We start from the raw sequence: 18,229 nt of genomic DNA, 5'->3' as shown, positions 1-18,229 counted from the left end.
AGGTGAGGGATATTGACAACATTACGAATAATCGAGCGATGTGCCGGTATCGGAGAGTTTGCGCCTCAGACTGCCCGCGACCACCAGATGTGGCAGCGCTTGACGGCGTTCTGCGCAGCGGAGGCCAAAGCATTTGAGCGTGATCCCGCAACCGGCCATGTGACCGGATCGGCATTTGTCCTGTCTCCAGATCTGAAGTCTGTGTTGCTCACCCATCATGCCAAGCTTGATCGCTGGCTGCAGCTAGGGGGACATTGTGACGGTATCGCGGATGCCTGCTTTACCGCCTGGAAAGAAGCCTATGAGGAAAGCGGGCTAATACGGATCAGCCTGCTGTCGGATAAGGTGTTTGATATTGATATCCACGAGATCCCGGCTAATACCCGCGAGGACGCGCATCTGCACTACGATGTGCGCTACTTGTTTCGTGCCGAGGCCGGTGAAATCCGTGCGAGTGCGGAATCAAAAGCCTTGGCATGGGTCCCTCTGGTAGAGCTGTCGAAGTACAGTTCTGCAGATAGTGTTCTGGTTCTGCAGGACAAAATTGATCGGTTCGAATGCAAAACCGCTTGATCGCGCCAGAGGTGCAATGGCCCAACAAGCGGGGAAACTCTTTCAACCCTTTGCAGCAAATGGTGTAGCGCGGGCCCAGGATTGTATCCTGGGAAGGCCAAAAGCGATAGATTGCCCCGGGAGATCTTTGGGAGCGGCCCCCAAAAAAGCTCACGCGAACAAACGAAGCGACATGCAGTTCCACATGTAAAAACGTCGACCTCTCACTTAAACCAGCCACGCACCCGTTGATTGATGACATCGGCTTCAATAAGTCGGCTTCATAGAAACCCGCCGCATTGATGCAATTCGTTTCAAGCATCTTCAACCCATCGTTGCTCCGACATATATCGATGACATAGGTGGGCGCATATTTTGGGTTTGCTTCCACCAGCTGCTTGGCGAATTTCAAAGCATCCTCATCAATTTCATCCCGGTAAGCCACGCGGGTAACCTCTTTATTGAGGGAGAAGGTGAGATAACCTCGTCTCCAACGACCAAATGGCGCCACTCTTTAAGGATGCGTGCCGGTTTGGTGAACATCAGTTCAGTATCGTGACGCAGTGAGCTGTTTGGTACCCGCGTTCTTCGAGCGCGAGTACCCTGTTGGTCAGGTCATTGATTTCACAAGTAGGCCTGACATTTATTGGTTTTTCTTTGCTGTCGACTACGGGGGCAGAAACCAGAGTTTCCCGTCATCAGGTCGTTGTTCGGGAACGTCTCGCAGTGTCCGGAAAAGTGCGTCAGCGCCATTCAGAAGAAACGGATGCCGAGGTGTCTCATGCACAAATGGCCTGATCATGAAAACGCCGGGTTTGAGGTTCTTCGCCTTTGCGTATCGCCAAAGGGTATAAGAACCGAACATCACCGCAGCGTTTGTGTCATTGATAGTGGGTTCCGGTGTAAGGTCTCCGACGAATGGGACAACTTTGTGCCATGTGTACGGGATTTCAAGTTGATCAAGCGCATCAGCCAATTTCCGAGTGTCCTCGAAATCCTGAAGTAACCATTGCGTATATTTGCGCTCAGTTCTTGTGCTATCAGCCCTCATATGGAGAGCATTATTCTGCCAAATGCACAACAGCAGACGTCAGGGACGTGTTTGGCGCTGTGGGTGTGGGCTTAGAGCGATCATTGCGGTCAGAGCCCAACCGCCGGAACCTGCACCAGCTATTGTATAGGAGTAGGGTGAGGCGCCAGTTGTTTGCTGCCTCACCCCCGGCTTGTTGTATCCATCAGGGCCGGGTCAAAGGGGTAAGTGGTGAGGTTTTCATAGCCGGTCTCAGTAATCAGCACCTGATCTTCCAGCTTGATGGAGAAATCCCCGCCCTCTGCGCCGACCAGCGCTTCGACACAGAGTACCATGCCGGGCTCTAGTTCGTAGTCAAACGCGCCCTCTACCATCGCATCGGGGTAGGCCACCAATGGCCATTCATCGCACAGGCCTACGCCGTGCATCATGCAGCCGTATTTCTGTTTCTGGAACTGTTTGTCCAGCGGATGGCAATTGCGCGACAGGTCTTGCAGGTTCACGCCGGGCTTGAGCATCTCCATATTTGTTTGGATATGTTCGACTGCATGCTGCATCGCATAGACCATGTCCGCAGGCGGAGGACGATCGCCGATCCACCAGCTGCGAGAGATGTCGATACAGATCCCGTATGAGCCGACAAGATCGGTGTCGAAACTGACGATTTCATTGTTCTGGATGATGCGCCCACCACATTCCTGAAACCAAGGGTTTGTGCGCGGCCCAGAGGTCAGCAGGCGTGTTTCGATCCATTCACCGCCACGTCGGATGTTTTCGGCATGGAGTACGGCCCAGACGTCATCTTCGCTGATGTTCCCGCCGGGGATGGCGGTGCGGGCATAATGTTCCATTTCGGCAACCGCGGTCTCGCAGGCGTGATTGGCACAGCGCATTGCGAGGATTTCATCAGGGCCTTTGACGGCGCGGCATTTCTCGGTCAGCTCTTCGCCGGGGAAGACTTCTAGTCCTTGTGCCTCCAGCGCGCGCAGGCCATGCAGCATAATCTTGTCCACGGCGATCCGGGTATTGCCGCCGCTATGGGCTCGTAGAAGCTCGTGAACCTCGTCGGCGAAATTGTCGGCAGCCACATCAACTTTGTCGCCGCGATCAAAGTAAAACAGGTCTGCACCCGCCCTCTGTTCACGTACCAAGGGGTTGAATTCGCTTAGAAACGGAGCCTGCTTGTAGTCCCACATCACCATGTAGCCATCGGCACAGATCAACAGTGCGCGAAATGGATTGTGAGTGTTCCAAAGCTGCATGTTAGTGGAATCCGTCGCGTAGCGAATGTTCATTGGATCAAATACCAGCAGTCCGGCATAGCCGCGATCATTGATGAACTTAGTCAATCGCTCCCAGCGATAGAGGCGCATCGCCTGAAGATCGGGGAGCTGCAGTCCGGCAGCGGCCCATTCGCGATAGGCAAGCTGGGTCGGACCGATTTCAACCCGGTTCTGATCATTTGGGGTATTGTCTCCAAGCGTGGCCCCACATGTCGGATCGATCTTGCGGGTGTCGCGGTAGTATTCGTTCATTTGCGGCTCCGTCTCTGGACAGCTATGTCCAATGTGGCGCGGAGGTTTTGACCGCGTCGCCCCCAATTGCGACGGAGCGGGCGGTCGTTTTCAGACCGGCTGCTGCAGGCGAGGGGGCGGCACAGACGGTTGCTTACGCATGCGCGCAGGGGTGGTGCGGCGCGATTTGCTTGCTACAAAGTGACATGACTGAGATTCTGCAGACCCGCCTGTCCTATAATCCGCTGGAGAGCCGCAAGCTTCCGGGTATTCAGCCGCTTGAGCCTGCGGATTGGCTCTATTTTGACGATGCATTTGCTGCGCAGATGGCGGAGCGTGCGCGCTTGTTGGGGCGGCACCGCACAGAGGTGCTGCAATGCGCGCCTGAAGCGGTGCCAGCGGCAGAAGAACTGTTGGGGGTGGTGGTCGCGCAGCTTTATCCTGATGCGGCAGATTCTGGCACTGTAATACGGCCAGACGGCGTAGAGGTAGCGCTGGACTGGCGCGACCCGCTGGGTACGCTCGGACTGATTGCTCAGCAGGATTTTTGTATTCTGGAGAAACCCGAAGGCGCGGATGAACACGTGCTGACGGGAGCCGTCGTCTGCTTTCCGGCGAACTGGAGCCTGGCCCAAAAATACATGCGCCCGCTGATTGCCATTCATGCGCCCGTCGACAGTTACGATGCGGGTATTGCCGCGCGGGTGCAGCGGCTTTTTGACGGAGTGCAGGTTGGGCGTCCAATGTGGCGGTTTAATACGCTATGGTACGCCGATGCCAGCTTGCATCAGCCGCGCCGTCCAAGTGGTGACCGGCCACGACCGGGAGCGGATACCGCTCCATTTATCCGAACCGAGCGGCAGACGATCCTTCGATTGCCGCACAGTCGCGCCGTTGTTTTCAGCATCCATACCAGTGTCTTGGCACGAGAAGATGTTCTCAACCAATGGGGGGCACCAGTTGGATCGTCTTAGCAATCGGCAGCCGCTATCAAAGCGATCAGAAGGCGATGGCGGCCGAGCTTTGTAGAGCGAGCAGGGCGACAGAGCCGCAGATGATATGCAAGTGGCTGCGTAGATTCCCCCGTCGTTGCGGATTGCTTAGAGCATGTGAGGTCGCTGCAATTATCCGTTGTGGCATTGCCGCCAGCAAGCTGCCAAGACCCGCAACACTGGCATGATAGCCTCGCCTGTGATTTAGAACCGCTGTGGCACGGGCACGGGCGCGTTTCCGGGCATCAACAGCATGGCGTCCAATGGCGGGTGCCTCAGAGGGTTGCAGCATGGCGGTGCAATGTTCTGAGAGCTGCTCGGCGGTAACGTCCACCGGTTCAAAGCAGGCTTTCCCTCGCATTCGTGCAGGATGCGTTGGTCTGGCATCGCCGACCAATGACTGGACCGGGTCCTTGGGGGTGTCCGGCACCCGTGTGGGAGGCGTGTCAAGTGCGGCATCAATTGGTGCGTAACGAGGCGGTGCAGGCTGTGCTTGTCCCTCAGCTCGGGGTTCAATCACGCTTTCGGTCTGACTATCTATCTGCTGAAAGGGGTCGGCTTCGAGGTCGGCCATATCGAAGCCTATATTCAGCATCGCTTCTACTTCTGTTTCCTGCTCTGCGGTTTCGGCAATTTCTGTGGCTTCCGCTACAGGATTTCCCGCCTCTTCAAAGGCACCCAGAAAGGCTGCGCGTGTCAGGGTGAAAGGTACGTGCATCCAATCCACAGTCGCGACCTCTAGATCTTCGACCAACCGATGCAGAATTACTGCCAGCAATAGTTCGCTCAGTTCCACGTCACAATGATCGGGGTAATTTGGGACCAACGTCACGCTGAGCGAGCTACGCAGAGGGGCTTCGGTAGCATCTGCGTCAGCTGTGGTCGCCTCTGTCGGCTTTATCGGGTGGCGGCGATAGCGCAAGTCGATCCTGTAGTGGTCACAGTCAAGATGGACCAGGTTGGAACTTCGAGACTGAAATCGGCGCACGCAGTGGCCGTATTCTTCCAATGTGCTGACTACTGCGGCAGAGCCGCTGGATAATGCATCCGGGTGCCGGGCCTCAAAGCCAAGCTTGCCTTTGTACTGATCTACCTGTGTCACCGTCAGGGTCCTCCGCTCAGGTGCTTCAGTAATCAAGTTAAAATTTGAAATAGAGAAAAGTGAGGCGATAGGAGCCGAAGCGTAAAAAAATCCTTTCTATTTTAACGATTGTTTTGCATTGCCTTTAAGGCTTTGAAAACAATAACATAAAAATTCTGTTAGGCATCTATCTCACTTGGATTTGGGCGAAATAGCGGCGGGGGACGGCCATATTGATGCCGCAGCTATTACAAATCGGCGTATATCGGAGGCAATGTTTCCGCATGGATGATGGTAGCAATACTAACCGTATCTTCCCTGAGGACTTCGCCCAGGCGGTTTCGAACATCAGTCAAAGTTGAAAAACGAGCATGCATTCAGCGAGCAGATCCGCAGTCGCGTGCATCATGCTATCCGTGAGGCGCGTGTGACGACCTGGTACGAGACAGGTCCAGCGCTACCTTTGAGGTTGTGACAAGAGCGATGGTTGCCAAACGAAAAGGGCGCCCCCAAAGAAGGGGACGCCCAGTCAGCCTGTAGATCAGGGATCAGCAGCTGTAGTACATGCCATATTCAACGGGGTGCGGCGTATGTTCGTAAGTTTCCACCTCTTCCATCTTGAGGGCGATATAGCCTTCAATCTGGTCTTTGGTGAACACGTCGCCTTGCAGCAGGAAGTCATGATCTCCAGCCAGCGCTTCCAGCGCTTCACGCAGGCTGCCGCAGACGGTTGGGATATCAGCCAGCTCTTCTGCAGGCAGATCGTAGAGGTTCTTATCCATGGCTTCGCCCGGATCGATCTTGTTCTTGATGCCGTCAAGGCCAGCCATCAGAAGTGCTGCAAAGCAGAGGTAAGGGTTGGCCGCCGGATCGGGGAAGCGAGCTTCGACGCGCTTTGCCTTCGGGCTCTCGGTCCATGGGATCCGCACACAGCCAGAGCGGTTGCGGGCAGAGTAGGCACGCAGAACTGGAGCTTCAAACCCGGGGATCAGACGCTTGTAGGAGTTGGTCGCCGGGTTGGTGAACGCGTTCAGCGTTTTGGCGTGCTTCAGGATGCCACCGATGAAATACAGAGCCTCGTTGGACAGATCTGCGTACTTGTCACCGGCAAAGAGCGGTTTGCCGTCTTTCCAGATCGACATGTTAACGTGCATGCCGGTGCCGTTGTCACCGTAGATCGGCTTGGGCATGAAGGTTGCCGATTTGCCGTAGGCGTGTGCCACATTGTGGATCACATATTTGTACTTCTGCAGCTCATCGGCCTGTTTGGTCAGGCTGTCAAAGATCAGACCAAGCTCGTGCTGGCAGGACGCAACCTCGTGGTGGTGCTTGTCCACCTTCATGCCAAGACGCTTCATGGTCGACAGCATTTCGGAACGCAGGTCCTGGGATTCGTCGATCGGGTTCACTGGGAAGTAGCCGCCCTTAACGCCCGGACGGTGGCCCATGTTGCCCATTTCGTATTCTGTATCGGTGTTCCAGGAGGCGTCGGTTGCATCAACCTCAAAGGACACTTTGTTAATGGTGTTGGAGAAGCGCACATCATCAAACAGGAAGAATTCTGCTTCGGGGCCCATATATGCCACGTCACCAATGCCAGACGCCTTCAGAAAAGCTTCTGCTTTCTGAGCGGTACCGCGCGGGTCACGGGGGTAGGCTTCGCCGGTGTCGGGTTCAACAACGGAGCAATGAATGCAGATAGTCTTCTCGGCATAGAAGGGGTCTACATAGGCCGAGGATGTGTCGAGGATCAGCTTCATGTCGGAGTTTTCGATCGACTTCCAACCTGCGATGGAAGAACCATCGAACATGAAACCTTCTTCGATGAAATCTTCGTCCACGAGGTCGACGTCAACGGTCACGTGCTGGAGCTTGCCCCGCACGTCGGTAAAACGGATGTCGACATAGGCCGCATCTTCGTCTTTGATCATCTTCAGAACTGCGTCTGCGCTCATTTCCAATGGTCCTTCTGATCTTGTAATCTTGATTGTGTTTGGTTTGTCCCGCCTACCAGCAGCAGGGGAAAACCAGCGTACTTTTGGTCAGACTCTTAAAGAGCCTCGGAGCCGGTTTCGCCGGTTCGGATACGGATAGCCTGCTCGACGGGGGAGACAAAGATTTTGCCATCGCCGATTTTGTCGGTTTTGGCCGCGGCGACGATTGCTTCAATCGCGGCATCAACCTGATCGTCGTCCAGAACCACCTCGATCTTTACCTTGGGCAGAAAGTCGACGACATATTCGGCACCACGATAAAGCTCGGTATGGCCCTTCTGACGGCCAAAGCCTTTGACCTCAATCACTGACAGGCCCTGCACTCCAACGTCTTGCAAGGCTTCCTTTACCTCGTCCAGTTTGAACGGCTTAATGATGGCTTCGATTTTTTTCATCACGGGGCTCCTCGCAACCTTGTCGAGAGAGGTCAGATCACTTCTACTCAGGGACGACAATAAAAGCCGCAATTCCTGTAGTGAAACTGCGCATGATTTCATCGCGCTTGCTTAAAAAATAGGCGCAATGCCTGATTTATGCGCATTTGTGAATCTGTGCGTGTGAAGAGGGCCCGAGAGATGACCGAATTGCTGACCGCTGCCCAGATGCGCGCCATTGAACAGACGGCTATTAGCTCCGGTAAAGTGACGGGCTTAGAGCTGATGGAACGGGCCGGGCAGGGGGTGGTTGGGGCTATTTTTGAAGAATGGCCAGAGCTGGCGAATGCGCCCGTTGCAGACCAGCGAGGGGTCAACCCCGCGCGCTCCCCGGAGTATTTGGAGAAAGATGACGGGCCACGGGCCGTCGTTTTGTGTGGGCCGGGTAACAACGGCGGTGACGGTTTTGTTGTGGCACGGCTCCTGCATGAGCAGAAGTGGGAGGTTGTCGTCTACCTCTATGGAGACCCGAACAAGCTACCGCCGGATGCAAAGGTAAACCACGACCATGTGGCTGACCTGGTTCGTCCATGGATAGCAGAACAAATAGCAAGGGAAACGGCTGAGTTGTTTGTCGACGCGGTATTTGGTGCAGGTTTGACACGCCGCCCTGCCAGTGAGGTTCTGGAACCGCTGACGACGCTCTATTGTGAAGGGAGAACGTTCAATCGCATGGTCGCAATTGATGCGCCTACGGGCCTTTGTATGGACAGCGGTCGCGCATTTTGCAGCCATTACGGAGCTGTATGGAGTTGGCTTACCGTCACGTTCCATCGGCCCCGCGTCGGCCATTTCATTGGTGACGCGCAAAGCTATTGCGGGAAAGTTCGGGTTATAGACATCGGGCTAGGAGGTTTTGAATGGGGCGGAGCGGCTCGAGCGGCGCTGAACGCTTTCCATGGTCTAAACGATGGCAAAGGTCTGGGTAGGCAGTTAGTGGACCTCGTCGACGCAAATAACCTATCGCCTTATCTTGCCAAAGAAAGAGACGAACACAAGTTCACCCACGGTCATGGGCTTGTGCTTTCTGGAGGTATTGGTCGAACTGGCGCTGCCCGTCTTGCAGCAAGAGGGGCTTTGCGGATCGGGGCGGGGTTGGTCACAGTTGGGTCACCGCCCTCGGCAATGATGGAAAACGCTTGCCAGCTTACCGCGATCATGTTGCGCCAGATTGAGGGCGCAATTGGATTGGAAGAGCTGCTGAAGGATACCCGGATTAACGCTCTCTGCCTTGGCCCTGGGCTCGGACTGGGGAAGGAGACGCAAGCGTTGGTGATGGCGGCGCTGAAAGAGCGGCGCGCCACCGTTCTGGACGCGGATGCGCTGACACAGTTCGAGCCGGATCCAGAGGTCTTGTTTGTAGCCCTACACGAACATTGCGTATTGACGCCCCATGCTGGTGAATTTGCAAGGCTGTTCCGTGATCTGACCGGAAGGCTGACTATGCCTGCAATCAAAGGCCCAGCCTATTCCAAGATCGATGCCACGCGTGATGCAGCAAAACGTGCGGGGTGCGTGGTTCTGTTCAAGGGGCCGGATACGGTAATTGCCACGCCGGATGGGCTTTGCTCAATCTGTTCGGCTCAATACGACCGGTCTTCTCCGTGGCTTGCGACGGCCGGGTCAGGAGATGTGTTGGCAGGGTTCATCACCGGATTGCTGGCACGTGGCTTCGGCCCTAGGCAAGCAGCCGAAACTGCGGCCTATCTGCATGTGGATTGTGCGCTTGAATTTGGCCCCGGCCTGATTGCTGAGGATTTGCCGGAGCAAATCCCGGCGGTTTTTCATAAGTTGACGTTGTAAGCTCTCTGCGTAGACATCCACAAATGAAAAAACTTGTCAGAAACCTGCGCTTTCCCTTTTGCATCCGCTGAAAAGCTTTGCTATTGAGCGCGGCAAGGTGGGAATGCCCACTGATAGGATGCGGGTGTGGCGGAATTGGTAGACGCACCAGATTTAGGTTCTGGCGCCGCAAGGCGTGGGGGTTCGAGTCCCTTCACCCGCACCATCATTCAAACAGAACTGAACGTGTTTGAATATTTATTCTTACAAAACAATATGGTTACGGATTTTGGTGACCTGAGTGACTACCCATGGTGTGCAGAAATGTGTATTCGTTTACGCATATTTTCCGCACGGTGCGTAATTCATGCAGACTGTGTGGAAACGGAAGGCTAGTTGCCGTGTGCGCAATGGCCTTCTTCAAAATCCCAGATGCCATTTTGTTCCCCGCGTTCGAGCAAAGCGTATGCAGCTTTCACATCTGTGGAAGCGGGAACATCTACGGCGAATAGTTGGAAGCCGAAGTCTCCATGTTCGTATCGGCACCCTAGCTTTTCCATGGGGCTCCAGTAATCCTCGAACCGCGACACTTGATGCTCATTCTGGATAAGCGAGATGCGGTAGGTGGATCGGCCAGAGCGTGTGATTGCTTGTTTGGCCAACCGTTGTGCGCCAATCAATTCGGTCGTGAAGCTGTCTTCGAAGTTCGCGCCTTTAGCAAAAAAGGGTGTGTTTTCTAATCGGAACACCCCGCCTCCCAGATCGCTGGCCCACACACTTTCCGTTTCGTAGCTGTGCCATTCGCCGGGACCGAGATTAAAGTGCACCTTCTCCATGGCCGTGTCGTTGGTCATTGGCTCACTCCGCCATCAACAACTGTCTCCGCCTTTGCTTTGTAGACGGAGCTTCGCGCGACGCCCATATCGTGGGCTATGTTTACTGGGCGTTCGCCGTCTGACAGGCGTGGCTTGATATCGTCCATGTCGATCTTGGGTGGGCGGCCCTTGTAGATGCCTTTGGTTTTAGCGGCGGCGATACCTTCGGCTTGGCGTTCCCGGCGCAGGCTGGTTTCAAATTCAGCGAACACACCCAGCATGTCGAAGAAAGCCTTACCTGCCGCTGTCGAGGTATCGACAGGCTGTTCCGTGGCCACAAGGTGTGCGCCTTTCTGCTTGAGCCGGTCCACGATGATCTGGAGATCGCGCATGGACCGGGCCAAGCGGTCAATGCGGGTCACGACCAAAGTTTCGCCGTTGCGGATGAAGTCGAGAATCGTGGACAGCTCGCGCCGGTCTTTGAGGCTCGCGCCTGATTTCTGCTCGGTGCGGACCATGGTACAGCCCGCAGCCTCAAGCGCTGCGATCTGCGCATCGAGGTTTTGCTCTACCATCGAGGTGCGCGCATAGCCTATGCGGGCGGGGTGTTCATTTTGGGGGTGCCTATGCTCATTTCTGTCCAGTTTCTCACGAACCACCCAAAATGGACAAGGGAAATCAGCTTTGTGGTGTCTGGGCTGTGGATTATTTTGGGTATACCCAAAGTGACTTTCTAGATTCCACGGCTTTGCGCAAGATGCTATGAGCGGCCATTACCTTCATGACGGGGATGATCTTGGTTGTCGAGACGCCCGCCAGGGCAAGTTCTGCCGCTTTCTCCATCCGTTCGGGTGTCATTGTCTGCGGCCTGCCGTGACGCGCGCCGCGCTCACGGGCCGCTTTGAGGCCTGCTATGGTGCGCTCTCTGATCAGGTCGCGCTCCATCTGCGCAAGAGAGGCCATGATGTGAAACATGCCCTTGCCCATCGGGCTTGCGAGGTCAAAACGCTCTGTCAGGCTCACCAGTGTGACGTTGTTGACCTCGAAGATGGCATCGAGCCAAGTATGCCCATCAGGGTTCGGCCCAGCCTGTCGAGCTTCCAGACCGGCTTTGTTGCACAAATCGGGGTGTGAGCGCACTTCCCCTTTCCCGGACGGATTTATCCTACGACCTCTGTTACAGGTATGCCAAGAGAGGTGTAGCGGTTGAGGCCGGCGACTTGTGCAACAAAGCCAGCAGGAAGGTCATTTGACCCGATAGTGATGTAGCTAATCATGAGTCCTCTTTTTGCATGAGTATACCGTGCGCCTCAGATATGGACGCGATATCTAAACCATCGGATGGTTGTCGGAGGGGTAATTTCAAGCAATCAATCCAAGTGCTTGGCAGTGCGTTTTGACGCAGAAAATGGCGATATTTGCCTCGTTTCTACGCCCGGTCTGTCCAAATTTGTGTAAAAAATACTTTACACCTAGTATGGTGAGGCATACACGGAATGGACAATGCACTACACAGGCGTCGCGCATCAAGGAGCATCAGGATGGCATATCAAGATCGCAATACCGTTGTCTCGATCTTAGTGAATCTTGCTGTCAGTGCTTTCGTAATCCTGCGACTTTTGGAAATGAATGCGTCGGGATTGTTTGATGGCCCCGATGCCGTAAACAACTGGGCTCGTTTGGTGATCTGGTTGATCCCTTTGGGCGTTGTTGGCACGATCATCGGTACCGTCCTGTTCAACATTGGTTTTGCGATCATCACAAATGAGTCCAAACCGAGTTTCGTCGTTGACGAGCGTGACAAGCTTTTTGAACGTCGCGGCAGTCTCGCCATAATCACTTTCGCAGGGGCGGGTTTTGTCAGTGCCGTAATCGCCTTGGCACTCGGCGCTTCAGCCTTAGTCGGGTTCAACATCGTCTACTTTGGTATGGCCTTGGGGGCTTTGGCTGCGGATTTCGTCAAGTTCGCCAGCTATCGTCGTGGGTATTGAGGCATGGGAAAGCTCAAGATCACCAATTCAATCCGGCGGCTGCGATTTGATGCCGACGAAATGACACAGAAAGACCTTGCCGAAAAAGTGGGGGTCACGCGACAGACCATAGTGGCGATAGAAAAGGCCAAATATTCACCAACGCTTGAGCTGGCAATCCTGATTTCCCGCGTGTTCGACAAGCCGCTTGAAGAGGTCTTTGATGTCCATGACGCCAACTAAGCCCATTCAAATGCGGGCGCGCGATTGCGTCGGCCTACTCTAAATCACGGAGCAAAAAAACATGAGTTTCAGCGCTTACTTTGCTTTCGCAACGGGGATGTGCCTTCTGGCGATGTCCCCCGGTCCCGGCCTTGCGGCTGTGTTGTCGAGATCCATCGTGTCCGGGGCAAAGGCAGGGGCTATGGTTGTTGTGGGTCTGGTGCTTGTCGATTTTCTGTTTCTGGGGTTGGCGATCGTAGGGCTGTCCGCGATTGCCACAGCATTGGGGCCGTTGTTTCAAATCGTCAAATATGCGGCTGCGATCTATCTGCTTTGGCTGGGTTACAACACCATCAAACAAGCGGGCCAGGTAATTTCGGTTGAACGTCAGGGCGCTCGCTCCGATCTTCGAGATGTTGGCCTTGGGGCGGCAGTTACGCTGGGGAATCCCAAGGCGATCTTGTTTTACGGCGCATTTCTACCAACTTTTTTCGACATCTCCCTTATCGGGTTTTCGGAATTTCTGGCGATATGCGCGATCATTGTTGCTGTCTCTTTTGCGGTTTATTGCACTTACATGTGGCTCATCGCGCGTTCCCGCCAGTTCTTTGCGACCCCAAAGTTGCAGAAGCGGCTTCACCAGGTCACAGGCACTGTCTTTTTAGGGGCAGGTGTTTCAGTTGCACTGAAATAGTGGCGCAAGATATTTCACAAAGGGCACAACATGAAGATCGTTTTACTAGGTGCAAATGGACGAACAGGGCGCGAAGTGTTGAAACTCGCGCTCGCGGCAGGGGATAAAGTAACGGCGTTGGTGCGCGACGTGAGCAAGCTTGTTGATATTCAAGACGATAACCTGACGGTTCACGCAGGCGACGTTTGCGACCCCAAGACTGTGGCCGCGCTCCTCCCTTCACATGATGTCGTGATCTCAACGCTTGGGCCACGTTCCCCGCGAAAGGCGGCTTGCAAAATCTACTCTCAATCCGCCACGTCCATCATTGCGGCGATGGAACGCAGCGAGGTGAACCGGCTGCTTGTGATCTCAACGGCTTTGCTGTTCCCACCGCGCGGCTTGTTCGATCGAGTTTTAGGGACTATTGCAGGCAATAATGCACGTGAGGCCAAGGCGATGGAGGAGACTATTCGCGTGTCCGATTTGAACTGGTGTATCGCCCGCGTTGGGTTCCTGAACTCAAATCCCACCGACGTCTACCAATTCGCCGAAGGTCGTAGGGCCAGAGGGGGGAATTCAATCTCCCGCGCGGCAGTGGCCAGTTTTCTGCACTCCGAAGCTTCGAGCGCCAGACACGATCAAAAAATTGTTGGACTATGTTGTTAGGCAATAAATCCGCAAAAACGTGATTGGCGCAACTGCTGCCACGGCCGGTTCAACCTATTGATTGTAGCTCGACACTTTGTGAACAATCCCAATAGGCTAATTGGTAACTGAAATGAAATGGAGACAGGATTGCCAATGCCCATGCCGTGGACATATCGGCACGCATCCAAAGAATGGCGTGCCTTTCTTGCGGATGCCAAAGAGCGCATGTCGCTGGACTCCGACAATATGACCTACACAGCCGTCGACGCGGTATTGCAGGTGTTTCGACGTCGATTGACCGCGCAGGAAGGCCTGGATTTCGCAAGCGTGCTACCGAGCGTACTTCGTGCAATCTTTGTAAGCGGGTGGGACGTTACGAAACCTGCGGTGCCTTTTCCTTCGCGAAACGCACTGATTGACGAGGTAAAGCGAGTCCGGGTGAACCACAATTTGACACCCAACAATGCGATTGAAGCAACCGCTTGGGCCATCCGTCGCTATACCAACAAGAAAGACTTCGAGCGTGTGTTGACGCAATTGCCCGACGACGCCGTCGCTTTTTGGCACGTCGATGTAGACGATCCTGCTGAACTTGAACAACGGATCGTCTAGCTGTGGCGCAATGGCTTTCCAGATGGCTCATAGCCTTGCCTATGCAACAACCGACATCTGTGTGTGGGCATTAAATCAATCGTGCCAGAGATTCTATCCAGTTAACGCAGGCAAAAACACCTCTGATGCAAAGGCTCGGATTGAGCGTGGCGACGTTCCGGTGATTTTCTTCACGTTGTCGGTTGTGAAGTCACCCCAGCCCGATGCGTAGGCTTGTCCATAGTCTCTGGCCAAAGCAGCCATCCATTCGCCCCAACCAGCACCTTCGATCATCGCATAGATGTTTTCTGGTGAAACCGGTTGATAGGCCGTTGGCTTGCCACGTAATTCGCTCAAGACATCAGCCACGTCGAAATAGCTGATTGTTGCTGGCCCTGTCAGCTCATAGGTCTCGCCATCCCACTGATCCGAAACAGTACAGGCCACGGCACATGCCGCGATGTCGCGGGTGTCAATCATCCCCATGCGGCCATTGCCCATTGCGAAAGAGAACTGCCCTTGTTGACTAATCTGATCCGCGGCCATGAAGAGGTTTTGCATAAACAAATTGGGTCGCAGCATGACATATCCCATACCGCTTTCGATCAGCTCTGCCTCGGTTTTTCCATGCGCTCGCGTGTTGTTTGTCGGCCCATTTGGATCAGCCTTGATTGCAGACACCCTGACGATCCGTTGCACACCCGCAGCGCGGGCGGCCTTTTTCACATTGGAGGCATGGATTTCAGCCGAGGGATCGGCGGGCGTAATCAAGATGACGGTTTCGACATCCGCCATCGCAGTGGCCACAGCTATCTCATCCTCAAACGCACCGACCACCGCGGACATGCCTTTCGCTTCAACTTGTCCGACCTTGTCAGAGTTGTGTACCAAAGCGCGGATATCGGACACCCCGCGCTCAGCAAAGAGGCGCAGAACCTCCGACCCAATGGTGCCCGTGGCACCCGTTACCAGAAACGTCATTCCGCCACCTCGGCCCAAATGGCAAGCTCGTTACCGTTGGGGTCGGCGAAGTGGAACCGACGCCCTCCCGGGAAGCTGTAAACATCTCGGAGTATCTTTCCTCCGGCGGCTTTGACTTCCCCAAGAGCTGTTTCCAGATCTTCCGAGAACAGAATGACCAACACACCAGGGCTTTGCACAGGCGTTCCGTCTTCGCCGTTGAACCCTCCATCAAGACCCGCGCCGCTGAAGCTCAGGTATTTCGGGCCCCATTCCTGAAATTCCCATCCGAAAACGGTTTCGTAGAACCGTTTTGTCGCAGCAGGGTCGGTTAGCGGAAACTCGACATAGTTTATCGTTTTGTCCTCGTGGGGCATCAGGCTGTCCTCGTGTGTTTGTAATTCACACCAAGCTAACACTTCCGTTTACAGAAGAAATGGATAAGACTGAAACTATAATCCCAAATTTGGAAGTGACATGATGCAGCTGGATGCCATTACTGTTTTTGCAGAAGTCGCCCGTTTAATGAGCTTTACTGAGGCTGGACGCGCCCTAAATGCTCCGCTGTCCACCGTTAGCCGCAAGGTATCTGAACTTGAAGCCAGTCTGGGCACTCGCTTGATTGATCGCAGCAAACGACAGATCAGGCTGACGGATGCGGGCGAAACCTACTACAACCTCTGCCGCAAGGGGCTGGAAACGCTGGCTCATGCAAACAGAGTCATGAATGATCGGCGCACCGACACAGCCGGGACCGTTACGGTCACGATGCCGCCAAACCTGTGCGAGTGCGTTTTTCTGACTGCAATCGAGACCTTCCAACTCCGTTATCCGAAGGCACATTTGCGGGTGCTGGTGTCGGAGCGTATGTTAGACCTTGTTGATGACAATGTTGACATTTCGTTTCGGGTCGCGCCTCCAACCCAACCGGATTTGGTATCCCGCACAATCATGCGGCATCGCCATCGGCTGGTTGCAACGCCCGATTACGCGGCTATCAATGCACTGCCGATGGAGCCAGAAAACCTTGCCGATCACAGGCGCATAGGGTTTGGGTTCAGTACAAGGCGGAAAGTCACTTGGTCCTTGTCGAAAGGCACGAAAACCGAAGAGATCAGTTTCCAGCCCGAACTTGCGATCAATGACTACGCTGCAATCAAAGCGGCTGTTCTTGCCGGTCAGGGTATCGGTGAATTGCCAAAACCGTTGTGCCAGGGTGCGCTGCAAGCCGGGCAGTTGGTCGAGGTCATGCCAGACTGGCGTTTTCCTGAAATCAAGCTTTATGCCGTTCACTCCGGAGATGGGTTACTGTCAAAACTGGCACGCCTATTTCTCGATATTGTCGCCACGCGGATAAAATCCTAGCGCTGTTGAGAAAGACAAACAGACATTCGGCTGTTTCTTCCCGATGACCGGTTCGTCCCGCGTCTGGGCCGTTCGACCCTGATTTGAGGCTGCTCTTGCGGCGAAGGGCGGCTTTCCCTGTACGCATGCGGCATCGACCCTCAGTCATGCCGCCAGATCTCGCGACTTTGCAAAGGGTGCTTTCTGCGCGTCACTGACATCCATGCCAGGCGCAGCCTTGTCCTGAAAAGAGAAGCAAACCTGAAGGTCCGCTAACGGGAAGTTTGGCCAGATTATTCGCGCCCGCAGCAGAGCATTTTCTGCGCCTTGGATGAATGTCGACCTTGGGCTGCCCTGCGGCCCTCAGGCCTGTAAAACTAAATGCGATCGCGCTGCTGACCTGCTGCCGAACTGCCGCAAGTCCGCTTTGAGCCCACTTTACCTGATGCTGCGATATGAACGAATGGCTGTTCATGCGATCATGCCTGATAATCCCGCTTGACCTAAAGTAGCTTTAGGTCCGTATGAGAGTGAACAGAAAGCGGATCACATGAAAATATCAGAAGTTGCTGAAAGCACGGGGCTCAGCATTTCCACAATACGTTTCTATGAGAAATCTAGACTGTGTCCGTTCATCGAGCGCGGCCCTGATGGAAAGCGCGTATTTTCTAAAACGAATGCTGATTGGCTAGCATTGCTGGCATCATTGCGCGCAACAGGGATGCCCATGGAGGAAATGCGCGCTTTTGCGGAGCTTTACGCATCGGGCGACGAAACAATTCCCGAGCGCAAAGCGGCACTATTGGCACACAGGCAAAGCCTTGTAGACCGACAAGAAGAATTGGACCAGTGCCACGCAATTCTGAAACAGAAATTGCAAAGATACGATGAGATAATGAAGGATCAGACATGCGAATAGTCTTAGTTGGTGCGACAGGCGATATCGGACAAGCCGCCCGTAAGGAGCTTGAGCAAAGACACGAAATCATCACCGTTGGTCGCTCCGGCGGGGATTACCAAGTCGATGTGGGCGATCTGAACGCGGTGAAATCACTCTATGCGGCGGTAGGCGACTTCGAGGCCGTTGTGTCCTGTGCAGGGGATGCAACATTCGCGCCCTTGGCCGAGATGGATCAGGAAACCTTCATGGTCGGTCTTCGCCAAAAAGTCATGGGACAGGTGAATCTGGTCCTCGCTGGGTTGGACGTTATTGCCGATGGTGGATCGTTTACCCTGACCAGCGGCGTCCTGGATCGCGACCCGATTCGCATGGGCGCGAATGCAGCGACCGCGAATGGGGCGCTGGCGGGGTTTGTCAAAAGCGCTGCAATAGAGATGCCGCGTAGCCAGAGGGTCAACGTCGTCAGCCCCGGAATGCTGGACGTGTCAGCCTCGCGCTATGGTGCGTGGTTTCAAGGGCATAAACCTGTGTTGTCGCATCATGTTGGGTTGGCCTATGCGAAGTGCGTCGAGGGTGCTTTGACAGGGAAAGTCGTTATTGTCGATTGACAGGCAATTGACGAAACCAGCCATTGGCCCAGTTGCAGCGAAACGACAGTTAGTCCGTGTCTGGACCGTTCGACCCTGATTTGAGGCTGCTCTTGCGGCGAAGGGCGGCTTTTCC

20 protein-coding genes, 1 tRNA gene and 1 pseudogene are annotated in these 18,229 nt (G+C 54.6%); 12 read left to right on the top strand and 10 right to left on the bottom strand.

Annotated elements, in window-relative coordinates; translation table 11 throughout:
* Positions 1-12: 12 nt before the first annotated feature.
* Entirely contained in the window at positions 13-573 is a 561-nt protein-coding gene (locus ACEWZM_RS01830) for an NUDIX hydrolase (RefSeq protein WP_414004820.1), read from the top strand.
* 256 nt (positions 574-829) lie between these two features.
* Here ACEWZM_RS01830 and ACEWZM_RS01825 read toward each other — a convergent pair.
* Positions 830-997: pseudogene (locus ACEWZM_RS01825) on the bottom strand (ATP-grasp domain-containing protein); the annotation flags it as partial.
* A 767-nt stretch (positions 998-1,764) separates the two neighbouring features.
* A complete protein-coding gene (gene dddP / locus ACEWZM_RS01820; protein ID WP_414004819.1) occupies positions 1,765-3,117 on the bottom strand; it encodes a dimethylsulfonioproprionate lyase DddP in 1,353 nt (450 codons plus the stop codon).
* Between the two features lie 185 nt (positions 3,118-3,302).
* Between dddP and ACEWZM_RS01815 the strand changes: the two genes are divergently transcribed.
* Entirely contained in the window at positions 3,303-4,070 is a 768-nt protein-coding gene (locus tag ACEWZM_RS01815; protein ID WP_414004818.1) for a heme-dependent oxidative N-demethylase family protein, read from the top strand.
* A gap of 25 nt (positions 4,071-4,095) precedes the next feature.
* Here ACEWZM_RS01815 and ACEWZM_RS01810 read toward each other — a convergent pair whose 3' ends face one another.
* The 3 genes from ACEWZM_RS01810 to ACEWZM_RS01800 all read right to left on the bottom strand — a co-directional run bounded on the left by ACEWZM_RS01810 (position 4,096) and on the right by ACEWZM_RS01800 (position 7,558).
* The gene (locus tag ACEWZM_RS01810) at positions 4,096-5,190 is read right to left on the bottom strand and encodes a hypothetical protein (RefSeq protein WP_414004817.1); all 1,095 of its coding nucleotides are present in this window, start codon (positions 5,188-5,190) and stop codon (positions 4,096-4,098) included.
* Positions 5,191-5,717: 527 nt separating this feature from the next.
* Positions 5,718-7,124 carry a type I glutamate--ammonia ligase gene (gene glnA / locus ACEWZM_RS01805; RefSeq protein WP_414004816.1) on the bottom strand — a complete coding sequence of 469 codons (1,407 nt, stop codon included), beginning with the start codon at positions 7,122-7,124 and terminating at the stop codon, positions 5,718-5,720.
* 95 nt (positions 7,125-7,219) lie between these two features.
* Positions 7,220-7,558 (bottom strand): P-II family nitrogen regulator, encoded by a 339-nt coding sequence (locus ACEWZM_RS01800; protein ID WP_414004815.1) that lies wholly within the window; start codon positions 7,556-7,558, stop codon positions 7,220-7,222.
* A gap of 180 nt (positions 7,559-7,738) precedes the next feature.
* Here ACEWZM_RS01800 and ACEWZM_RS01795 point away from each other — a divergent pair, with 180 nt between their 5' ends.
* Positions 7,739-9,400 carry an NAD(P)H-hydrate dehydratase gene (locus ACEWZM_RS01795; protein ID WP_414004814.1) on the top strand — a complete coding sequence of 554 codons (1,662 nt, stop codon included), beginning with the start codon at positions 7,739-7,741 and terminating at the stop codon, positions 9,398-9,400.
* 120 nt (positions 9,401-9,520) lie between these two features.
* Positions 9,521-9,605, top strand: a tRNA-Leu gene (locus ACEWZM_RS01790).
* A 166-nt stretch (positions 9,606-9,771) separates the two neighbouring features.
* Here the strand turns inward: ACEWZM_RS01790 and ACEWZM_RS01785 are convergent.
* Genes ACEWZM_RS01785 through ACEWZM_RS01775 form a run of 3 tightly spaced genes read right to left on the bottom strand, consistent with a single transcriptional unit; the run spans position 9,772 to position 11,334 of the window.
* The gene (locus ACEWZM_RS01785) at positions 9,772-10,233 is read right to left on the bottom strand and encodes a DUF4265 domain-containing protein (RefSeq protein ID WP_414004813.1); all 462 of its coding nucleotides are present in this window, start codon (positions 10,231-10,233) and stop codon (positions 9,772-9,774) included.
* Positions 10,230-10,853, bottom strand: coding sequence for a recombinase family protein (locus tag ACEWZM_RS01780; RefSeq protein ID WP_414004812.1), 624 nt, complete (start codon positions 10,851-10,853; stop codon positions 10,230-10,232). The genes ACEWZM_RS01785 and ACEWZM_RS01780 overlap by 4 nt, the downstream gene beginning before the upstream one ends.
* Positions 10,854-10,899: 46 nt before the next feature.
* Positions 10,900-11,334 carry a recombinase family protein gene (locus ACEWZM_RS01775; protein ID WP_414004811.1) on the bottom strand — a complete coding sequence of 145 codons (435 nt, stop codon included), beginning with the start codon at positions 11,332-11,334 and terminating at the stop codon, positions 10,900-10,902.
* Positions 11,335-11,735: 401 nt separating this feature from the next.
* On the opposite strand from ACEWZM_RS01775, the gene ACEWZM_RS01770 reads away from it, so the two are divergent.
* The 5 genes from ACEWZM_RS01770 to ACEWZM_RS01750 all read left to right on the top strand — a co-directional run bounded on the left by ACEWZM_RS01770 (position 11,736) and on the right by ACEWZM_RS01750 (position 14,322).
* Entirely contained in the window at positions 11,736-12,185 is a 450-nt protein-coding gene (locus tag ACEWZM_RS01770) for a hypothetical protein (protein ID WP_414004810.1), read from the top strand.
* A gap of 3 nt (positions 12,186-12,188) precedes the next feature.
* Entirely contained in the window at positions 12,189-12,407 is a 219-nt protein-coding gene (locus tag ACEWZM_RS01765; protein WP_414004809.1) for a helix-turn-helix transcriptional regulator, read from the top strand.
* Positions 12,408-12,468: 61 nt separating this feature from the next.
* Positions 12,469-13,080: a LysE family translocator gene (locus ACEWZM_RS01760; RefSeq protein WP_414004808.1), complete on the top strand. Its 612-nt coding sequence runs from the start codon at positions 12,469-12,471 to the stop codon at positions 13,078-13,080.
* Positions 13,081-13,110: 30 nt separating this feature from the next.
* The gene (locus ACEWZM_RS01755) at positions 13,111-13,728 is read left to right on the top strand and encodes an NAD(P)-dependent oxidoreductase (protein ID WP_414004807.1); all 618 of its coding nucleotides are present in this window, start codon (positions 13,111-13,113) and stop codon (positions 13,726-13,728) included.
* Between the two features lie 141 nt (positions 13,729-13,869).
* On the top strand, positions 13,870-14,322 hold the full coding sequence (locus ACEWZM_RS01750; protein WP_414004806.1) for a DUF2267 domain-containing protein: 453 nt from the start codon (positions 13,870-13,872) through the stop codon (positions 14,320-14,322).
* Between the two features lie 93 nt (positions 14,323-14,415).
* On the opposite strand, the gene ACEWZM_RS01745 is transcribed toward ACEWZM_RS01750, so the two are convergent.
* Positions 14,416-15,282 (bottom strand): SDR family oxidoreductase, encoded by an 867-nt coding sequence (locus ACEWZM_RS01745; protein ID WP_414004805.1) that lies wholly within the window; start codon positions 15,280-15,282, stop codon positions 14,416-14,418.
* Complete coding sequence (locus tag ACEWZM_RS01740) at positions 15,279-15,638, bottom strand: VOC family protein (protein WP_414004804.1); 360 nt, start codon at positions 15,636-15,638, stop codon at positions 15,279-15,281. Before ACEWZM_RS01740 ends, ACEWZM_RS01745 begins: the two co-directional genes overlap by 4 nt.
* 100 nt (positions 15,639-15,738) lie before the next feature.
* On the opposite strand from ACEWZM_RS01740, the gene ACEWZM_RS01735 reads away from it, so the two are divergent.
* The 3 genes from ACEWZM_RS01735 (at position 15,739) to ACEWZM_RS01725 (ending at position 18,114) form a co-directional block, all read left to right on the top strand.
* Positions 15,739-16,626 (top strand): LysR family transcriptional regulator, encoded by an 888-nt coding sequence (locus ACEWZM_RS01735; protein ID WP_414004803.1) that lies wholly within the window; start codon positions 15,739-15,741, stop codon positions 16,624-16,626.
* Between the two features lie 529 nt (positions 16,627-17,155).
* Positions 17,156-17,524 carry a MerR family transcriptional regulator gene (locus tag ACEWZM_RS01730; RefSeq protein ID WP_414004802.1) on the top strand — a complete coding sequence of 123 codons (369 nt, stop codon included), beginning with the start codon at positions 17,156-17,158 and terminating at the stop codon, positions 17,522-17,524.
* On the top strand, positions 17,515-18,114 hold the full coding sequence (locus ACEWZM_RS01725; RefSeq protein WP_414004801.1) for a short chain dehydrogenase: 600 nt from the start codon (positions 17,515-17,517) through the stop codon (positions 18,112-18,114). The genes ACEWZM_RS01730 and ACEWZM_RS01725 overlap by 10 nt, the downstream gene beginning before the upstream one ends.
* Positions 18,115-18,229: the final 115 nt, after the last annotated feature.

The organism is Phaeobacter cretensis, assembly GCF_047372505.1.
Lineage (GTDB): Bacteria > Pseudomonadota > Alphaproteobacteria > Rhodobacterales > Rhodobacteraceae > Phaeobacter > Phaeobacter cretensis.
Note: the sequence above shows the minus strand (reverse complement) of the source record. Positions and strands in the feature narration are given on the sequence as shown.

Excerpts from the sequence above, each read along its gene's own strand:
- dddP (WP_414004819.1), bottom strand. The coding sequence starts at position 3,117 with ATGAACGAATACTACCGCGACACCCGCAAGATCGATCCGACATGTGGG.
- ACEWZM_RS01815 (WP_414004818.1), top strand. The coding sequence starts at position 3,303 with ATGACTGAGATTCTGCAGACCCGCCTGTCCTATAATCCGCTGGAGAGC.
- glnA (WP_414004816.1), bottom strand. The coding sequence starts at position 7,124 with ATGAGCGCAGACGCAGTTCTGAAGATGATCAAAGACGAAGATGCGGCC.
- ACEWZM_RS01800 (WP_414004815.1), bottom strand. The coding sequence starts at position 7,558 with ATGAAAAAAATCGAAGCCATCATTAAGCCGTTCAAACTGGACGAGGTA.
- ACEWZM_RS01795 (WP_414004814.1), top strand. The coding sequence starts at position 7,739 with ATGACCGAATTGCTGACCGCTGCCCAGATGCGCGCCATTGAACAGACG.
- ACEWZM_RS01785 (WP_414004813.1), bottom strand. The coding sequence starts at position 10,233 with ATGACCAACGACACGGCCATGGAGAAGGTGCACTTTAATCTCGGTCCC.
- ACEWZM_RS01770 (WP_414004810.1), top strand. The coding sequence starts at position 11,736 with ATGGCATATCAAGATCGCAATACCGTTGTCTCGATCTTAGTGAATCTT.
- ACEWZM_RS01765 (WP_414004809.1), top strand. The coding sequence starts at position 12,189 with ATGGGAAAGCTCAAGATCACCAATTCAATCCGGCGGCTGCGATTTGAT.
- ACEWZM_RS01760 (WP_414004808.1), top strand. The coding sequence starts at position 12,469 with ATGAGTTTCAGCGCTTACTTTGCTTTCGCAACGGGGATGTGCCTTCTG.
- ACEWZM_RS01755 (WP_414004807.1), top strand. The coding sequence starts at position 13,111 with ATGAAGATCGTTTTACTAGGTGCAAATGGACGAACAGGGCGCGAAGTG.
- ACEWZM_RS01750 (WP_414004806.1), top strand. The coding sequence starts at position 13,870 with ATGCCGTGGACATATCGGCACGCATCCAAAGAATGGCGTGCCTTTCTT.
- ACEWZM_RS01745 (WP_414004805.1), bottom strand. The coding sequence starts at position 15,282 with ATGACGTTTCTGGTAACGGGTGCCACGGGCACCATTGGGTCGGAGGTT.
- ACEWZM_RS01740 (WP_414004804.1), bottom strand. The coding sequence starts at position 15,638 with ATGCCCCACGAGGACAAAACGATAAACTATGTCGAGTTTCCGCTAACC.
- ACEWZM_RS01735 (WP_414004803.1), top strand. The coding sequence starts at position 15,739 with ATGATGCAGCTGGATGCCATTACTGTTTTTGCAGAAGTCGCCCGTTTA.
- ACEWZM_RS01730 (WP_414004802.1), top strand. The coding sequence starts at position 17,156 with ATGAAAATATCAGAAGTTGCTGAAAGCACGGGGCTCAGCATTTCCACA.
- ACEWZM_RS01725 (WP_414004801.1), top strand. The coding sequence starts at position 17,515 with ATGCGAATAGTCTTAGTTGGTGCGACAGGCGATATCGGACAAGCCGCC.